This is a genomic window from Psychrobacter sp. C 20.9 (assembly GCF_001921765.1).
In the GTDB taxonomy this organism is placed as follows: Bacteria; Pseudomonadota; Gammaproteobacteria; order Pseudomonadales; family Moraxellaceae; genus Psychrobacter; species Psychrobacter piscatorii_B.
The window spans coordinates 11,693-29,208 of sequence record NZ_MRYC01000027.1; the positions used below are offsets into that span (position 1 = coordinate 11,693).

The following is a 17,516-nucleotide window of genomic DNA, read 5'->3' on the forward strand; positions in this document are numbered from 1 at the left end:
AAATAATTAGTCAGCATGTATTTTTGATTCACAATTTATGAAGCTTATTTTTCTAAGATGCAAGTCACGCCTTGACCACCAGCGGCGCAGATAGAGATTAGCGCACGGCCTGAGCCTTTTTGGTCAAGTAGTTTTGCGGCGGTGGCTAGGATACGACCACCGGTTGCAGCAAATGGATGGCCTGCTGCTAGTGATGAGCCATTCACGTTTAGCTTGCTGCGATCGATCGAGCCTAGTGGCGCATCAAGACCTAGGCGCTCTTCACAGAATGTCTCATCTTCCCAAGCGGCGAGTGTCGATAGCACTTGTGAGGCAAACGCTTCATGAATCTCATAGAAATCAAAGTCCTGTAGCGTGAGGCCAGCGCGCTCAAGCATACGTGGTACCGCATAAGCGGGTGCCATGAGTAAGCCTTCGGTAGTACCAGATTTACCGATAAAGTCTACCGCCGCTGTCTCTTGGTGCACGATATAAGCCAGTGGTTTTAGACCATGCTCTTTTGCCCATTCATCAGTACCCAATAGGACACAAGATGCGCCATCAGTCAGTGGCGTTGAGTTGGCAGCAGTCATCGTTGGATTGGCGTTCTTTTTGCCAAATACTGGCTTTAGCTTACCCAGTTTCTCTAGCGTGGTGTCTGGACGTAAGTTGTTATCACGAGTCAGACCTTTGTATGGGGTGATCAAGTCATCAAAGAAACCTTCGTCATAAGCGCGTGCTAGGTTTTTGTGACTGTTAAAGGCAAGCTCGTCTTGAGCTTCACGAGTGATGTTCCACTCAAGTGCTGTAATCGCTTGATGCTCGCCCATCGATAGACCAGTACGCGGCTCGCCATTTTGCGGTGAGTCAATCAAGTCTTTTGGATTTAGACCCATCAATGCCTTTAGGCGTTGCTTGTTGTCTTTGGCGGCACCAAGCTTGATCAGTACTTTACGCAGACCATCACCAATAGCGATAGGCGCATCTGAAGTAGTATCTACGCCGCCTGTGATGGCTGAATCGATAACACCCAGTGCGATTTTGTTCGCAGAAGCAAAGGTCGCTTGTAGGCCAGTTCCGCACGCTTGTGAGATATCATAGGCTGGTGTGTGTGGGTTCAGCGCTGTGTTCAATGTTGCTTCGCGAGTCAGGTTGATATCGCGGCTTAGCTTCATAACGGCACCAGCGACCACTTCGCCGATGACTTCGTCTTGTAAGTTGTAGCGCTCAACCAAGCCGTCTAGAGCAGCAGTCAACATATCTGTATTGCTGACGTCAGCGTATGAGCCATTTGAGCGAGCAAATGGAATACGATTACCACCTAAGATTGCCACACGATTCTGGTTTGTAGCAGGTTTGGTTTTACTCGCTTTTTTAGTTGCAGTCGCTGGTTTTTTAGCTGCTGTGGTTTCTACTTTTTCATCATCTGGTTGTTTGCTAGTGGTATCTTTAGTCTCTGCGACTTTATTATCAGTTCCTTTCGCATCAGATTTTTTAGTAGCTGGCGCTTCTTTTTTTGTGTTTTCAGCTTGTGTGCTATCAGCCTTGGTATCGTTGGCCTTAGTATCAGCTTTAACGTCAGCAGTTTTAGCAGGTTCATTGTTTTGAGCGATGTTTTCAGCAATTTCTTGTGGTTTTGCATCGCTGGTTTTAACAACAGTGCTTTCGACAACTGGACTATCAGGGTGGTTGTTTTTATTACTCATAATATTATCCTTAAAAAGTATGGGCAGAAAAATTGAAGGGTAAAAATAAAAAAAGTGGCAAAGTCATGTTAAGCAAAAATCAAATATTATCATTTATCACCTAGTATCGCTGTGTATGATAAGTCGTTTTGTGCTCGTTTAATGTATCTCTTTAGCAAACGATGTGTCGCTTGTATAAGTTCAATGCTAGCTTTGAGTGTACTGGTTAAACAGCTAATAGACTGGCGAGTACCAAATAGTAGCATTGCATAACGATACTTTTGATAATATATTGTTATCAATAATTATGTTTGCCATAACTGATAGGACGGATTTTAACATGTTATGATGGTCAGTGAGTTAGTAAAAACTCGCCAGCTTTTATACTGACTTGTTTACAGATTGTTGTAGACATTGTCTGTTTTTGGACATGTTTCTAATGGCAGTGTATAGTTAGGCTCGTTTAAGATGATTTACCAAATATCAATAATTACAATGTTGATGAGTCTATATAATAGGCGTATTACATTTAGTGTTTACTATTATTTAAACCATTCATTATTTATAGGGAATATATTATGTCAGACCGTTATGGTGATTTTGTTCAATCTTCTATTGGCAAAAAAGTCGCAAAGAACTTAGGTTTGCCAATGCCAGCGACGCTAGATCGTTTTGAAAGCGGTGAGCGTTTGGTTCGTGGCAGTGTACTAGTTGGCCGTGCTAATGGTGAGGATAAAAGCATTAGTGAATCTGTTGCACGTATTTTGTTAGATGTGCATGCTGATGTATATGTAAACAGCAGTGATGATATCAAAGACGCCCTTGCTGATGCAGGCGTTGAAGCAAAAGCCAATACAGGTGGTGACGATCAGTTCAAAGTATTGCTTTTTGATGCAAGTAATATCAGCAATGCAGATCAGCTAAAAGAAGTGTACGAGTTTTTTCATAGCGTTGCGCGCCGCGTAGAAAAGTCAGGCCGTGTGATCGTTATTGGTCGTACGCCAGAGGACATCACTGATATCGAAACTGCCATGGCACAACGGGCACTTGAGGGCTTTGTAAAATCAGTAGGTAAAGAGTTTAAGCGCGGCATTACAGCTCAGCTTATCTATGTAGAAACAGGCGCTGAGCAAAACCTAGACTCGACCTTGCGCTTTTTCACTTCAGCACGTTCAGCTTATGTCTCAGGACAAGTGGTACGCGTGAGCAAGGGCGACTCAGTTGACGTCGATTGGAATCAGCCTCTAGGCGGTAAAACGATGCTAGTGACGGGCGCAAGTCGCGGTATTGGCGAAGCAATTGCTCGCGTATTAGCTCGCGAGGGCGCGCATGTAATCTGTCTTGACGTACCGCAGCAGCAAGCTGACTTACAAAAAGTTGCCAGCGAAATCAGTGGCTCTGTATTGACAGTAGACATCACTAGCGATGATGCTGGTGCAGAAATCGCAGATGCGGCGCAAAAGCGTGGTGGTCTGGATTCAGTCATTCACAATGCTGGCGTGACTCGTGATAAGACATTGGCCAGAATGGATGAAAAAAAGTGGGACATGGTCATCGATATCAACTTGGGCAGCATTGCTAAGCTGAATCGCTACTTGCTTGATAATGACGTGCTAAAAGAAAACGCCCGTATCGTATGTGTGTCATCTATTTCAGGTATCGCTGGTAACATGGGTCAGACCAATTATGCCACTTCTAAAGCGGGTGTTATTGGCTTGGTTAATGCGACTGCTAAGCAGTTAGAAGACAATGCCAAAGGCATGACCATCAATGCAGTAGCACCAGGGTTTATCGAAACACAAATGACGGAAGCGATTCCGTTTGCTATTCGCGAAGCTGGTCGTCGTATGAATTCAATGAGTCAAGGCGGTTTACCAGTTGACGTGGCTGAGACCATCGCATGGTTGGCTTCACCTGCTTCGGGTGGCCTAAATGGCAACACAGTTCGTGTTTGTGGTCAAAGCTTACTTGGCGCATAATACTGATTTGTTGGTGAGACTATGTGGCAAATGAGGAGAAGGTAGCGTGATGGTATTATCCCTTGTTTTTGATTTGCCTCACATATGCTTACGAAATATTTGCTGATAAATTGTAATAAAGCTGCCCACGGGTGGCTTTTTTATGATAAAAACACAAGAGCCATCAGCCAAACTATTTTTTGCTACTAAAAATACTTGCAAAATTGATTGAATATAGTACTCATTGATAATAGGTACCAGTCAATGACTGCTCAATGTCTCTAGATACGTTAAAAATCTTGTTCAAGCCACATTTAGGATTTACTTATGCCAGACACCCATTATGACGCGTTGCCAAAAGCGCACACTACCTATGCCAATATCGTCAAAAGCTTATTACCTATTGGTAACAGTGGCAAAGTCAGTAAAGATCAATTGCCACAGGCCACCTATTACGTCGATGATTTGCATATCGATCATGATAATCTAAACGACTATCGTAAAATTTGTGGCTTTGCTGATAACGGTAAAGTACCCGCGACGTACTTTTCAGTACTATCACAAACTCTACAGATGAATATGATGGTCAAAGAGCCGTTTCCATTTGCGATGTTAGGTCTGGTACACGTAGACAACAGCGTCACGCAGCATCGTCCTATCGGTGAGCGCGAAACGGTGTCCATGTCGGTCACTTTTGATAATTTGCGTGACCATGCTCAAGGTCAGCAATTTGACTTTGTCACCACGGTCAAAGTAGAGGACAAAGTAATTTGGGAAGGGACGTCAACTTACCTATCACGCAGCAAAAAAACGGCCAGCAGCAAAGATAAAAAAAGCACACCGCGTCCAGTTGCTGTGAAGCCAGAAGTAGGTAAAAAAGACGTACACAGTATTTTTGAAGTGCCAGAAGATATTGGTCGCCGTTATGCTTTTGTTTCAGGTGACTTTAACTTGATTCATTTGCACCCACTATCAGCGCGCGCGTTTGGCTTCCCTAAAGCGATTGCACACGGCATGTGGTCAAAAGCTAAGTGTCTTGCTCTAATGGATGAGCTGCCTGATGCTTATACCGTTGATGTTTCTTTCAAGTTACCGATCTTTTTGCCAGCAGAAGTAGAGCTTATTGCGCAGCCAATCGCTCAGCTTGAAAGTGTCGGCGATACCTGTGATTTTGGCTTATATAGCTCCAAAAACAGTAAGCCACATTTGGCGGGTGTCGTGACGTTAAATAGCAAGTAGCAAGCATTGTACGACGTATTCAAACCTATATCTTAATAGCCATATTTAACCAACACGTTTATCATTATGACTGCACAAAACATGAATTCACAAAATAGCGCGACAAGTACGGATCAAGCTGACAGATCAATGACTATTGATACAGTAGCTGCTAATGACAACGCTGTCACTGATATCTCAAGTGATGACCATAGCGATTCTGACAATGGTGTTGATTTGTCCGCTGTCTTTGAGCCTTATTTTCGTCCGGATGCCAATACTATTGTGTGCGGCGCGTTAAATGAGGAAAAAGTCGCCGCTCTAGCAAAAGCTGGCGTTGAGTTGGTGATTAATTTGCAGCCAGAGGATGAGTTGAGTTTTAATGAATCAGTTGCCGTTGAGCGCGCAGGAATGAGCTATGAGCACCTGCCTATTAATGGCGCTGAAGAGCTAAAGCAGCTTAAGATATTGGCGTTTGATAATATATTGCGTCAGTATCATGGTAAAAAGATGGCCATGCACTGTGGTTCAGGCAACAGGGTAGGGGCTGCCATTGCACTACGCGCAGGCTGGTTGCGTGGTCGCAAGATGGATACTGCTATGGAGCGTGGACGTAGTCACGGCTTGACCAAGCTTGAACAAGAAGTCCATAATCGCTTGCTAGTACCGCGCTAAATTATCATAATAATTGAAGCATAAAAAGGCGACCGATAGGTGGCCTTTTTTATTGGTTATCAATGCATTTATACTGATCTCCAATATCTCTATAACGCATGTACCCAACTGATTTTAATACGAGGTCAGTTCACAATACTGGAGCAAGGTAGCAATGATGGACGACAACAAGCAAAATAATGATAAAAATATCGATACATCTATGAGCATAGATTTACAACGCCGCTTACAGCATTTATTGACAGACTTACAGCTAGATGACGCGCCAGCTGGTGGTGCCGTGGTTGTGTATCAGGCAGGCGAGTGTATTGCACAGGCAAGTACAGGTATGGCGCGTTTGGATGCATCATGGCAGTCTGATACGCTTGCCATCAATTTTTCTACCGGTAAAGGCATCTTAGCGACGCTACTGCACGTATTGGTTTCGCAGCAGCTGCTTGGTTATGATGTGCCTATTGCTCACTATTGGCCAGAGTTTGCCGCATCAGGTAAAGACAAAATTACCTTGCGACAGGTGATGTCACATCAGGCGGATTTGTTTTCGATTACCAGTATCGATGTCGATAGTGACACGATGCTCGATTGGCGCGTTATGCTGAATCATATTGAAGAAATGCCTATCACAGCACCTGAGGACGCCGCTGCATATGACAGCGCTTATAGCGCGTTGGTCTATGGTTGGGTACTTGGCGGTGTGATAGAAGCCGTAACGCATATGTCATTAGCCGAAGCTTTACGTCAGTATCTAACCGAGCCTTTAGGTATTGCAGACAGTTGCTATTTTGGTGTACCAGATAGCAAAGTAGATCAAGTAGCAAAGCTTGCCAAAGACTTTGAGTCATCAAATGAGGATAGCGTACCACTGCGTAACAAGCGCCAAAAACCAACCCTAAAATCCGACTCACCAAGCACCTTACGTACTTATGCAAGTCTGCCTAGCTATCATTGCTGGCAACAGAAAATACTCAATGATGAGCGTACAGCTGAAACGCAAAGTAGCCTTAACGACGATCTAGACGATAAAAATATTGATAACATACAACCTGTATTAAATACTGCGCGTATTAATAGTTTATATTTCAATACCAGTCAGCTCAATCTAAAAAACTATAAGGCAGCGCTCATTCCTGCCGGAAAACAAGCACTTGATTATTACAATCGCAAGACATTACAGGCAATCATCCCCGCTGCTAATGGCGTCGCCTCAGCGGATGCGCTAGCCACTATCTATGCCATGTTGGCCAATGGTGGGGTTTGGCAAGGGCAGACGCTAATTGATAGTGCTACGTTTAAGAAGCTCTCCGCAATACAAGTCACAGGCCTAGATGCCGTCATGCCAGCGCCTATGCAGTGGCGACTGGGCTACCACAGATTATTCAGTATATGCAGTGGTAACGACACTATCGATAATAGCATTGATCCAGCACTATCAGGGTTTGGGCACATGGGATATAACGGCTCAGTCGCTTGGTGTGATCCTACGCGTCAACTGTCATTTGCCTTTATCCATAATTTTGATACCACCATGCTCAATGATATCCGTCAGTTTGCATTGACAGAAGTGGTTTTGAGCTGGGTTGATGAAGTACGCTGATAAAGGCAGTTCTATAAATGAATCCACTTTATCAATGATAATAGCAGCATGAATGGTTAATGATGCTCTTTTGGTGTCATTTTAAGTAGCCTTGTTGCGCTCAGACCATGGATGAAGATGGAGGTCAGAATCACAATCGAGCAGACAATCCAGAGTTTGAGCGCATCATCCTCAGCAAAGAAATCTGTGTTGAGCGCATAAGACAGATAGTACAAAGTACCAATACCGCGTATACCTAGTGCTGAAATTGCGTATTTTTCAGTACGGGGTAAATGAAGTCCTGATAACGCGATAAATCCGCCAATTGGGCGTATGAGTAATAGGAAAGTAAAACTGACGACATACACACGCCATGTTAGCTCAACACCAGCTTGCAAACCTTGACCCAAGAACATACCAAAAACAACCAGTACTAACGACATTAACAAACCTTCTGATTGCTCAGCAAAATCGTGTAGTTTTTGATGGTAGGAGTGCTCACATTCTGAACGCCTAAATGCAAATGCAGCGACGAAGACAGCGATAAAACCATAGCTGTGCACATACTCTGCGACACCATATGCCACCAAAGTCAGAGCAATAACTACATATCCTTGCGATATCGTGGTCTCACGGGTGTGTTTAGAAAATACTACTTTGGCCATCGCCTTACCAACCAGCACACCAACCAATACCCCTGCGCCAATCTTCCACAAAACATCATGGGTGAACCATGACCACAGCATCTCACTGGTAAAAGCGTTTCCTTCACTAAAAGCTTCCGCAATTTTAATCGCCAAGTAAACAAAAGGAAAAGCCAATCCGTCGTTTAACCCTGCTTCTGAAGTCAACGTAAAGCGAGGTGTGTCTTCTCTTCCTGTATTAGGGGGGCCCACCTGAATACTAGAAGCCAGAACAGGATCGGTAGGTGCTAATACCGCACCCAGCAAAATAGCAGCGCCAAGGCTCAAGCCAAAGGCATAATAGCCTAACCCTGCCATCGCAAAAATACCGATGGGCATCGTAATGAGTAAGAGCCTAACCGTCGGCCGCCACAGCTGCCAAGAGAAATCAGTATCAATTTTGATACCCGCACCAACCAATGAGACTAAAATGACAATTTCAGTCAGTTTTTCGATGATTATTCCATTATTGATAGGGTCCAAAAACGATAGAGACGTCCACCAGTAACCCATCATTAGACCGAAACTCACTTGTAGCATAGGCAATGATATCGAGGTGCGTTTAAAGATAACAGGAAACAATGCCCCTAATAAAAAGGCGATACCGCAGATTAATAAAAATAAATTGTAGTTTTCAATCATAAGGTTTTCGCACGTTGTTATATTTTAAGGATTTGTTTTGAGAGGTTGGCTTTCGATATTGATAATGGTTGGTATGGATGTTTAATATCTAGCCTGCAATATGACTTATCATAACGATAAAAAAGAATTATTATCGAAAGAAATAGTTATCAGAACGACAGATGCGTTGTTCTTTGGTGAAAAAAAAGCCTGCATGGCGCAGGCTTGATAGATTTTTATAAATAAGTTATGAAAACGAAGGGTTTAGATAGAGTTCTTAGCGCTCAACTTGGCTTACGTCGCGCACAGCGCCAGTGTCCGCACTGGTCGTCATTGCAGCATAAGCACGTAATGCCGGCGAGACATGACGATCACGACTGACGGGTTTCCATGCGTCGCGACCGCGTGCTTCCATAGCTTCTCGGCGTGCGGCTAAGTCTGCATCACTGACTTGTATGTTGATAGTACGATTTGGAATGTCGATGTGAATGCTATCACCTTCTTCAACCAGACCAATGGCACCGCCTTCAGCAGCTTCTGGGCTAGCATGACCGATTGATAGACCGGATGTGCCACCAGAAAAACGACCATCAGTGAGTAGGGCGCATTCTTTACCCAAACCTTTTGACTTCAGATACGTCGTTGGATAGAGCATCTCTTGCATACCAGGGCCACCTTTAGGGCCCTCATAGCGGATGATGACCACATCGCCTGCAACGATTTTGTCGTCTAAAACTGCAGCAACCGCATCATCTTGTGATTCAAAAATACGTGCGCGACCGGTAAAGGTTAAGATACTCTCATCGACACCAGCGGTTTTGACCACGCAGCCACGCTCGGCAATATTGCCATACAGTACAGCCAATCCACCATCTGCAGAGTAGGCGTGTTCGGCACTACGGATACAACCTGACTCACGGTTGACGTCAAGGTTTGACCACTCTTTTGATTGTGAAAACGCCTCGGTGGTGCGAACGCCACCTGGTGCAGCAAGGAAGCGCGCGCGTGCCTCATAGTTATCATGATTCATGATATCCCACTTATCAATCGCTTCTTTCATTGTCGTACTATGGATAGTCGGTACGTCAGTTTTCAACAATCCCGCACGATCAAGTTCAGCCAACAAGGCAAAGACACCGCCCGCACGATGCACGTCTTCCATATGGAATTTTTGTGAGGCAGGGGCTACTTTTGCTAGGCATGGCACACCGCGGCTTAGACGGTCAATATCAGCCATTTTAAAATCAATCTCAGCTTCATTGGCCGCAGCAAGTAGATGCAAGATCGTATTGGTTGAACCCCCCATGGCAATATCTAAGCTCATTGCGTTCTCAAAAGCGGCTTTGGTCGCGATTGAGCGTGGTAATACTGAATCATCATCTTGCTCGTAGCGACGTTTCGCAAGCGAGACAATAGTGCGTCCCGCTTCCAAAAACAGCTCACGGCGTAGTGAATGAGTAGCGAGTAGCGAGCCATTACCCGGTAGGGCCAAGCCTAACGCTTCGGTCAAGCAGTTCATCGAGTTGGCAGTGAACATCCCAGAGCACGAGCCGCAAGTCGGGCAAGCTGAGGCTTCGATAGTAGCCACATCCTCATCACTGATGCTGTCATCAGCTGCGTCCATCATTGCATCAACGAGGTCAAGCTTACGAACGGCACTGTTATCATTACTATCGGTATTGTGACTCTTACCGACGGTACTGGCTAGGATTTTACCCGCTTCCATTGGGCCACCTGAAATAAACACCACAGGTATGTTAAGACGCATTGCCGCCATCAGCATACCGGGGGTGATTTTGTCACAGTTAGAAATACAAACTAGCGCATCTGCACAGTGGGCATTGACCATATACTCGACAGAATCAGCGATTAAATCACGGCTTGGTAGCGAGTACAACATACCGCTATGGCCCATCGCAATACCATCATCGACCGCAATGGTATTGAACTCTTTTGCAACGCCGCCTGCTTGCTCAATCTCACGGGCGACCAGTTGTCCAAGATCTTTTAGATGCACATGGCCGGGTACAAACTGGGTAAAAGAGTTAGCAATCGCAATGATTGGCTTGCCAAAGTCGCCGTCAGTCATGCCAGTGGCACGCCATAATGCGCGCGCGCCTGCCATATTACGACCGCCGGTAGAGGTTTTTGAGCGATAATCCATGTGATATTCCTTACTAATAGGCGAGATTTTTTTGAGTTTGAACTCGCAAGTGTGATGCTTATAGTTTGCTTTTTATCTGATATGAAGACTAGTGAATAATACTAAGTCTTTACCATACCATTAGATATGAATAATTGAAAATAGCTTAGTAATGGTAATGGGTTTAATATGATAAAAATAGAGTTAAGGCACTATTCAATGCGAGATAAAATCGCCTTATCAAACCAAGGTAGTTCAGCTTTATCGGCTTCTAGCTTCACAATAACTGCCAGCGCATGGGTGGCCAAAAGCTGTTGATAGTCACTACTCGCATCAATCGTCAATAGTGACTCGGCAGGTAGCTCTTGCGTATTAGGGTTTTGCTCGTCAATACTGATTAATGTCTGCTTGTTATTCTTATAAAGAACATCCACACGTCCAAAAAATTGCCAGTCTTCAAAAGCGGCAATAATAGCGTCGGCGGCATCCTTAGTATAGATTTGCTGCGTCTTTTTGCCCGTATTGGTCCAATGCAGACGAACGGCTAACTGCAATGCCTCACTAAATACCACCAATGAGCCCATAATTTTTACATGCCAAGGACTGCTCAATAGCTCTTTATCAATGCCAATTAATTGAGCCGCTTCACGAGCAGACATAGGTGTATTGAATTGAAGCAGTAATTCAGGTGTAAGCGGATGCGACCGCTTGACGGCATCGTCTAAGCTATCATAATGATATAGAAAAGGTAGTGGCAAATCTTGCGTGACGGTCTTTTTGATGATTTTACAGTTGTGTATCTGCCAGCTAATCGCCTTGTCAGTCAAAGCTTCTGCTAAGATGATAGCGTTTGGATCGATAGTTTGAGTACTGCTTTCACTCTCAATATCAGAGTGTTCTTCCTTATTATCAAGGGTTATAGCAGTATTATCCATATCTGTTTGAGTTGGCAAAGTAGACGAATCCATAAACATAGCGTTATTAAAGTAGAGGGTTAATATAACATTTTAAGGGCATGGCCCGCCAATAAATTAGTGGGATAAGCTAGGGAGTGTACAGCTTGATTTTATCAACGACGGAAATGATAGCAACTTGTACTAAACTTATATTTCGTCCACTATATGACAAGCGCTCTAAACCATTTTAAAAGCTGTTAAGCATCCAACAATCAAATAATCAAAGGAAAAAATAATGACTGAAGTAAATCAAAAGACTGCTTATGACGACAATAATATCTTTGCCAAAATGTTAGATGGTGATATTCCTTGTCATAAAGTCTATGAAGACGACAGAACCCTTGCTTTTATGGATATCATGCCGCAAGCCGAAGGTCATGTATTGGTGATACCTAAGCAAAAAGCGGTAGATTTGGTAGATCTTGAGCCAGAGTATGCCGCTGCTGTCCTGATGACTTCTAAAAAGGTTGTGCAAGCACAGCGTCAAGTGTTTGAGCGTGAAGGCGTTATTCAGATGCAGTTGAATGGCTCACAAGCCGGTCAAACGGTTTTTCATTATCATGTGCATTTGATTCCCTCGAGTATTCATGAGTTAGGACGTCATGCAGTAACGCAGGCTGATCAAGGTGAGCTTGCAGATATTGCTCAACGACTTGCTACAGCTATTAGTGCTGCCTGATATCGAGGCATAAATTGTTAGGATGATAGGTATATAAGATTGAAGGGCAACTAACAAGTTGCCTTTTTTATTGCCTAGTAATCATTGTGTAATAAACGTTAGGTTATTGTTGTAAACACGCGTTTATCTTGGGATTTGGCTAAAATTTATGTTACATAGTATTCCCATCTATACAGAATGCGTCGGTATTATTGCTAACGTGCTGTTTTAGTATTAATGACAACTATTGTTTGTAGATTGATATCTACTATGTTGATGAGTATCAGGGATATGATTCTGTATCACTTATTTTTACGGATTTGAGGATACCACTGCTTATGAGTAACGGTTCACGCTCTACCATTTTATTGCCAGTCTTTATACCCGCAGCTGTGATTATGCTGCTGTTGGTCATCGGTACCGCCATCAATCCTGAGGCAGCGGGTGCTCTGTTCAGTGATGTGCTTAGTTTTACGACTGAGACATTCGGCTGGTTTTATATGCTGGCAGTGGCCCTGTTTTTGATGTTCATTATCGTACTGGCGTTTTCGTCTTATGGCAGTATCAAGCTGGGTCCTGATCATGCTGAGGCGGAGTACGGATTCCTTGAATGGTTTGCCATGCTATTTTCGGCAGGCTACGGGATTGCGCTACTGTTTTATGGAGTAGCGGAACCAGTGATGCATTTTTCTAGTCCGCCAATGTCGGATCCTCAGACCATTGCGGCGGCAAAAGAGGCGATGCAAATTGCGTATTTCCATTGGGGTTTTCATATTTGGGCGATTTATGGTGTTGTTGGTTTATCACTGGCGTATTTTGCGTTTCGTCATGGTCTACCATTATCAATACGCTCGACACTGTATCCGATTATTGGTGACAGGATTCATGGCCCTATCGGTCATACAGTCGATGTGTTTGCGATATTGGGTACGATGTTCGGTATTGCTACCAGTCTTGGCCTGTCAGTGTCGCAGATTAATGCAGGTCTAAACTACTTGTTACCTGATATTATCCCCGTGAATACTACCATACAGGTCGTGGCGATTGCATTAGTGACATCAGCAGCACTGGTGTCCGTATTGGCAGGGATGGACAAAGGGGTAAAACGCTTGTCTATTCTAAATATGGTATTGGCAACCGCGTTGATGGTGTTTGTATTTGTAGTAGGGCCGACGATCTTTATCCTAAATGCCTTTATGGAAAATACAGGCAGCTATTTGGGTAATATCGTTGAGCGTACCTTTAGCTTACAAGCGTATGAGAATAGCGATTGGATCGGTAGCTGGACCTTATTTATCTTTGCATGGACGATTGCATGGGCCCCCTTTGTCGGTCTGTTTATTGCCAAGATTAGCCGTGGTCGTACCATCCGTGAGTTTGTACTCGGTGTGATGTTGGTGCCAACGTTCTTTACGTTCTTCTGGTTTTCTGTATTTGGTGATACTGCCCTACATATGATTATGGTCGATGGCTATAACTCACTCATCAGCGAGGTACAAAACAACCAAGCGATTGCTTTATTTAAGTTATTAGAGCGGTTACCGTTTACCGAATTTGTGTCGTCATTGACTATTTTGTTGATTATTACGTTTTTTGTGACGTCATCGGATTCTGGCTCATTGGTGATCGATTCGCTGGCGGCTGGTGGTCGTAGTGATACGCCATGGTGGCAGCGCAGCTTTTGGGTAGTGACTGAAGGGGCCGTTGCCGCGGTGCTTTTGATTGCAGGCGGTCTCACAGCGCTACAAACGGCAGCAATCGTTAGTGCACTACCATTTGCGATTATCATTCTGATCTCCATGTTCGGTATGTGGCGCGCATTGCGTATCGAGGGACATCGTAATCAAAGCCTTGATCAAAATAATAAACTACCGCCGCACTTACTTAAACCGTCTGCATGGCGTGAGCGCATCGACTATATGGCTGATAAGCCGACACGTGATAAGGTGCTAAACTACATCAAAGAAGTGGTGATGCCCTCGATGATGGAGGTGTCGTCTAAGTTTGCAGAAACTGGCTGGACGACTGAGGTGAATTATGATGCAGCCAATAACCGTGCCGTGCTTGAGTTGCAGCGTGGCGATGATGTCGAGTTTTGGTATGAGGTACGCTTGTCTGAACATGAAGCGCCTGATTATTATACTGAAAGCAGCGCCGACACCTTGCCGCAAGAACACTATCACCGTGCTGAGGTGTATCTGCGCCGTGGTGGTCAGACCTATGACTTATACGGCTATAAATCTGAATCGGTGATCAATGATATTATCGATCAGTTTGAGAAGTATTTGCACTTCTTGAATGTGTCACCTGATAGCCTACCTTGGCGTATGCAAGCGCATGATGAAGACCTTACATTGGAGCAGGGTAGTGTGCTTGATAAATAACGAACAGAGTGTATTAACAATGACTACGACTCATACAAGCGATTCACGTTAATCGCTTGCAATAAATGCAGGAATCCTTAGAATAACGGCTTGTTTTCCTTACAAATCAAGCCGTTTTTTATGTCTATTGATTCTCCTGTGTTACCTTCATCCTCGACTTTGTCCGATCATCCATTATTGCAGCCATTGAACATAGGTGGCCTGACGATTGAAAACCGTTTGATGGTTGCGCCGATGGCGGGCGTGACGGACAATCCTTTTCGCCGATTGTGCAAATCATTTGGCGCAGGTCATGCGGTCAGCGAGATGATCATCGCTGATACGGCACTTTATGCACGCAAAAAATCCCTGTATCGTGCCAATTTCGACAATGAGATTGCGCCTATTTCTGCTCAGATAGCAGGTGCAGAACCAGATAAATTGGCTGAAGCGGCTCGTTATCAAATCGATAATGGTGCGCAGATTATCGATATCAATATGGGCTGTCCTGCCAAAAAAGTCTGCCGTAAGCTGGCAGGCTCAGCGCTGCTGCAAGATGAGGATCTAGTAGCAAGATTGCTTGATGCTGCAGTCAATGCCGTTGATGCGCCTGTCACACTAAAGACACGATTGGGGTTTGAAAACGGTCGTGAAAACATCCTGCGAGTCGCCAAGCGGGCAGAGCAAGCAGGTATTGCCGCGATTGCGATTCATGGGCGTACGCGCGAGGATATGTATACGGGCGAGGCGCGTTATGAGTTAATACGCGAAGTCAAAGACAGCATTAGCATTCCTGTCATTGCGAATGGCGATATCGATAGCGCGCAAAAAGCGCAGCATGTTTATGAGATGACAGGCTGTGATGCAGTGATGATTGGGCGAGCCGCGCAAGGGCAGCCGTGGATATTTCGTGATATTGAGCATTTTTTGCGCACAGGTGACGTGCTTGATGCCCCAAGTGTGAGCGAGATTAAGGAAGTTGTACTGGCGCATTTGCAAGAGCTGTATGACTTTTACGGCGAGTACTCCGGCTGCCGTATCGCTCGCAAGCACATTGCATGGTATACGACAGGTATTCCAAGCTCCAACGCTTTTCGGCAAGCGATGTATGGTGAAGAAAGTACTGCTGGGCAGTTCCGAGTGGTTGAGCGTTTTTTGCAGACGCATGAGTAATAATGATCTGTACAGTTTCATCACGCTTATCATAAGCATAAATCACTGATACGTCTTTTAATCCTGTTGATTCAAGCTATATTTTATCAACAGGTGTGGCTTCATTAAAAGGCATAGCATCAGGGTTTTTCTCAGATGTTGGCTTTTCTTTTTGCCAAGGGAATCAGCCTTCTAGCTCAACTTGTAGTGATAAACTCAAAAACGTACGAATAAGCACGAGAATACCCAATACTGAGACGCTGCGTAATGTCGGCTCTGTTGCCATAATGTCTGCGGCAATCAGTACCTCAAGTCCCAAAAGAATGGATTTGCCAACGGTCTGCCTGCTCTCTACATAGGTATTATGGTTCAGGCCGCCCGATATCCGAAATGCTTTATAAAAAGCAAAGAGAGTCCAAAGAACATAATCAAGACACCAATGACTTCGACTATCTTGGCAATCAAGTCAATATAGTGGGTTAGGTTTCCGATCAAAATAACGTCTCCTCTGTATTAGTCAGCAAAAAGTATGGCGCTAAATATCGTCACTATTATATGATGATATATCACTATAAACCTCTAAAACCGTCAAGTTAACTATCAGCTATTGGTGTTTTGTTCACTGTATGCGATATTTTTTTGCTATGCTGTAAACGAATATTCATTGGCATAGGACAGACAAAAAGGACTTTTTATGGCTAATCCCTCAAAAAAAGCAATAACAAAAGCAGTAAAAGGCAAGAATATTATCATTACGGGTGCATCAAGTGGTATTGGCGAGCGTACGGCTTTTTTATTAAGTGAGTGCGGGGCGCATGTTATTTTGTTGGCGCGTACTAAAGACAAACTAAAAACCGTCAAAGAAAATATTGAAATATTGGGTGGCAGGGCCAGTTATTATCCATGTGACCTCACCAATATGGATGAGATTGAAAAAATCAGCGAACAAATTCTTGCTGATTTTAAACATGTGGATGTATTGGTCAATAATGCTGGTCGTTCGATTCGCCGTTCGGTACATGAGTCGGTCAACCGTTTTCATGACTTTGAGCGCACCATGGAGATCAATTATTTTGGCGCGGTCAAAATTATTCTTGGTTTCTTGCCGACGATGATTAACCGCCAAACGGGTCAAGTTGTCAATATCTCTTCGATTGGGGTATTGGCCAACAGCCCTCGTTTTGCTGCGTATGTGGCGTCAAAATCTGCGTTAGATGCGTTTAGTCGTTGCTTAGCCGCGGAAGTCAAAGGCGATAATATCAAGGTCACCAATATCTTTATGCCCTTGGTACGTACCCCTATGATTGCCCCAACCAAACTATACCGTTATATGCCAGCTTTGATGCCTGATGAAGCCGCATTAATGGTCGCAAAAGCGATTGTCCATAAGCCAAACAGTATCGCCAGTAATATGGGCAAATTCGCCTCAGCGACGTACTCGTTGGTGCCAGCCTTTAACGTCGGTATTCAATCAATTGGTTATCGTATCTTCCCAAGTTCGACGGCAGCGCAAACGACTGATAGTAAGCCTAACTTTGCTCAGCGTGCCTTTGCCAGAATTCTCCCTGGTGAGCATCACTAAGATAGGTTTATTCTCAATTATTACGAAAACAAAAAAAAGGATACGATGGTATCCTTTTTTAATACCCTATCTATTTGTATTGATGTTCCTATAATATAGATAGGTAAGGCGTTAGTAGCCTTTTGTTCTTAGCAATTTACTTCGGTTAAAGTTTATTTGCCATAATCCACCTTTATGCGCAGAATGGGCGGTTCCCTAGTGAGGACTTGAATCTTTGGCTGTGAGCTAATGGTATTAAGGTTTCAACTTGCTGAGATAGCCACAGTGTAC

General features: G+C 44.2%; 13 protein-coding genes. 8 read left to right on the top strand and 5 right to left on the bottom strand.

Features of this window, described 5'->3' with window-relative positions; all coding sequences use genetic code 11:
* Window positions 1–44: 44 nt before the first annotated feature.
* Window positions 45–1,685: an acetyl-CoA C-acetyltransferase gene (locus BTW00_RS13255; protein ID WP_075107793.1), complete on the bottom strand. Its 1,641-nt coding sequence runs from the start codon at window positions 1,683–1,685 to the stop codon at window positions 45–47.
* Between the two features lie 557 nt (window positions 1,686–2,242).
* On the opposite strand from BTW00_RS13255, the gene BTW00_RS13260 reads away from it, so the two are divergent.
* The 4 genes from BTW00_RS13260 to BTW00_RS13275 all read left to right on the top strand — a co-directional run bounded on the left by BTW00_RS13260 (window position 2,243) and on the right by BTW00_RS13275 (window position 7,109).
* Window positions 2,243–3,643 (top strand): 3-oxoacyl-ACP reductase, encoded by a 1,401-nt coding sequence (locus BTW00_RS13260; RefSeq protein ID WP_075107794.1) that lies wholly within the window; start codon window positions 2,243–2,245, stop codon window positions 3,641–3,643.
* 306 nt (window positions 3,644–3,949) lie between these two features.
* Window positions 3,950–4,861, top strand: coding sequence for a MaoC/PaaZ C-terminal domain-containing protein (locus BTW00_RS13265; RefSeq protein ID WP_075107795.1), 912 nt, complete (start codon window positions 3,950–3,952; stop codon window positions 4,859–4,861).
* Window positions 4,862–4,990: 129 nt separating this feature from the next.
* Window positions 4,991–5,515: a beta-lactamase hydrolase domain-containing protein gene (locus tag BTW00_RS13270; protein ID WP_075107801.1), complete on the top strand. Its 525-nt coding sequence runs from the start codon at window positions 4,991–4,993 to the stop codon at window positions 5,513–5,515.
* A 157-nt stretch (window positions 5,516–5,672) separates the two neighbouring features.
* Window positions 5,673–7,109 (top strand): serine hydrolase domain-containing protein, encoded by a 1,437-nt coding sequence (locus BTW00_RS13275; protein WP_083603662.1) that lies wholly within the window; start codon window positions 5,673–5,675, stop codon window positions 7,107–7,109.
* Between the two features lie 56 nt (window positions 7,110–7,165).
* On the opposite strand, the gene BTW00_RS13280 is transcribed toward BTW00_RS13275, so the two are convergent.
* The 3 genes from BTW00_RS13280 to BTW00_RS13290 all read right to left on the bottom strand — a co-directional run bounded on the left by BTW00_RS13280 (window position 7,166) and on the right by BTW00_RS13290 (window position 11,503).
* Entirely contained in the window at window positions 7,166–8,413 is a 1,248-nt protein-coding gene (locus BTW00_RS13280) for a sodium:proton antiporter (protein ID WP_058024959.1), read from the bottom strand.
* A 256-nt stretch (window positions 8,414–8,669) separates the two neighbouring features.
* Window positions 8,670–10,556: a dihydroxy-acid dehydratase gene (gene ilvD / locus BTW00_RS13285; RefSeq protein ID WP_075107796.1), complete on the bottom strand. Its 1,887-nt coding sequence runs from the start codon at window positions 10,554–10,556 to the stop codon at window positions 8,670–8,672.
* A gap of 191 nt (window positions 10,557–10,747) precedes the next feature.
* A complete protein-coding gene (locus BTW00_RS13290) occupies window positions 10,748–11,503 on the bottom strand; it encodes a hypothetical protein (protein ID WP_256714078.1) in 756 nt (251 codons plus the stop codon).
* A 223-nt stretch (window positions 11,504–11,726) separates the two neighbouring features.
* Between BTW00_RS13290 and BTW00_RS13295 the strand changes: the two genes are divergently transcribed.
* The 3 genes from BTW00_RS13295 (at window position 11,727) to dusB (ending at window position 15,685) form a co-directional block, all read left to right on the top strand.
* On the top strand, window positions 11,727–12,170 hold the full coding sequence (locus BTW00_RS13295) for an HIT family protein (RefSeq protein ID WP_075107797.1): 444 nt from the start codon (window positions 11,727–11,729) through the stop codon (window positions 12,168–12,170).
* 317 nt (window positions 12,171–12,487) lie between these two features.
* Window positions 12,488–14,533 carry a BCCT family transporter gene (locus BTW00_RS13300; RefSeq protein WP_075107798.1) on the top strand — a complete coding sequence of 682 codons (2,046 nt, stop codon included), beginning with the start codon at window positions 12,488–12,490 and terminating at the stop codon, window positions 14,531–14,533.
* A gap of 120 nt (window positions 14,534–14,653) precedes the next feature.
* The gene (dusB, locus tag BTW00_RS13305; protein WP_075107799.1) at window positions 14,654–15,685 is read left to right on the top strand and encodes a tRNA dihydrouridine synthase DusB; all 1,032 of its coding nucleotides are present in this window, start codon (window positions 14,654–14,656) and stop codon (window positions 15,683–15,685) included.
* 163 nt (window positions 15,686–15,848) lie between these two features.
* Here the strand turns inward: dusB and BTW00_RS13310 are convergent, their stop codons facing one another.
* Window positions 15,849–15,983 (bottom strand): DUF1622 domain-containing protein, encoded by a 135-nt coding sequence (locus BTW00_RS13310; protein ID WP_371915075.1) that lies wholly within the window; start codon window positions 15,981–15,983, stop codon window positions 15,849–15,851.
* 375 nt (window positions 15,984–16,358) lie between these two features.
* Here BTW00_RS13310 and BTW00_RS13315 point away from each other — a divergent pair, with 375 nt between their 5' ends.
* Window positions 16,359–17,246, top strand: a complete 888-nt coding sequence (locus BTW00_RS13315; RefSeq protein WP_058024963.1) for an SDR family NAD(P)-dependent oxidoreductase — start codon at window positions 16,359–16,361, stop codon at window positions 17,244–17,246.
* The last annotated feature ends 270 nt before the right edge of the window (window positions 17,247–17,516 follow it).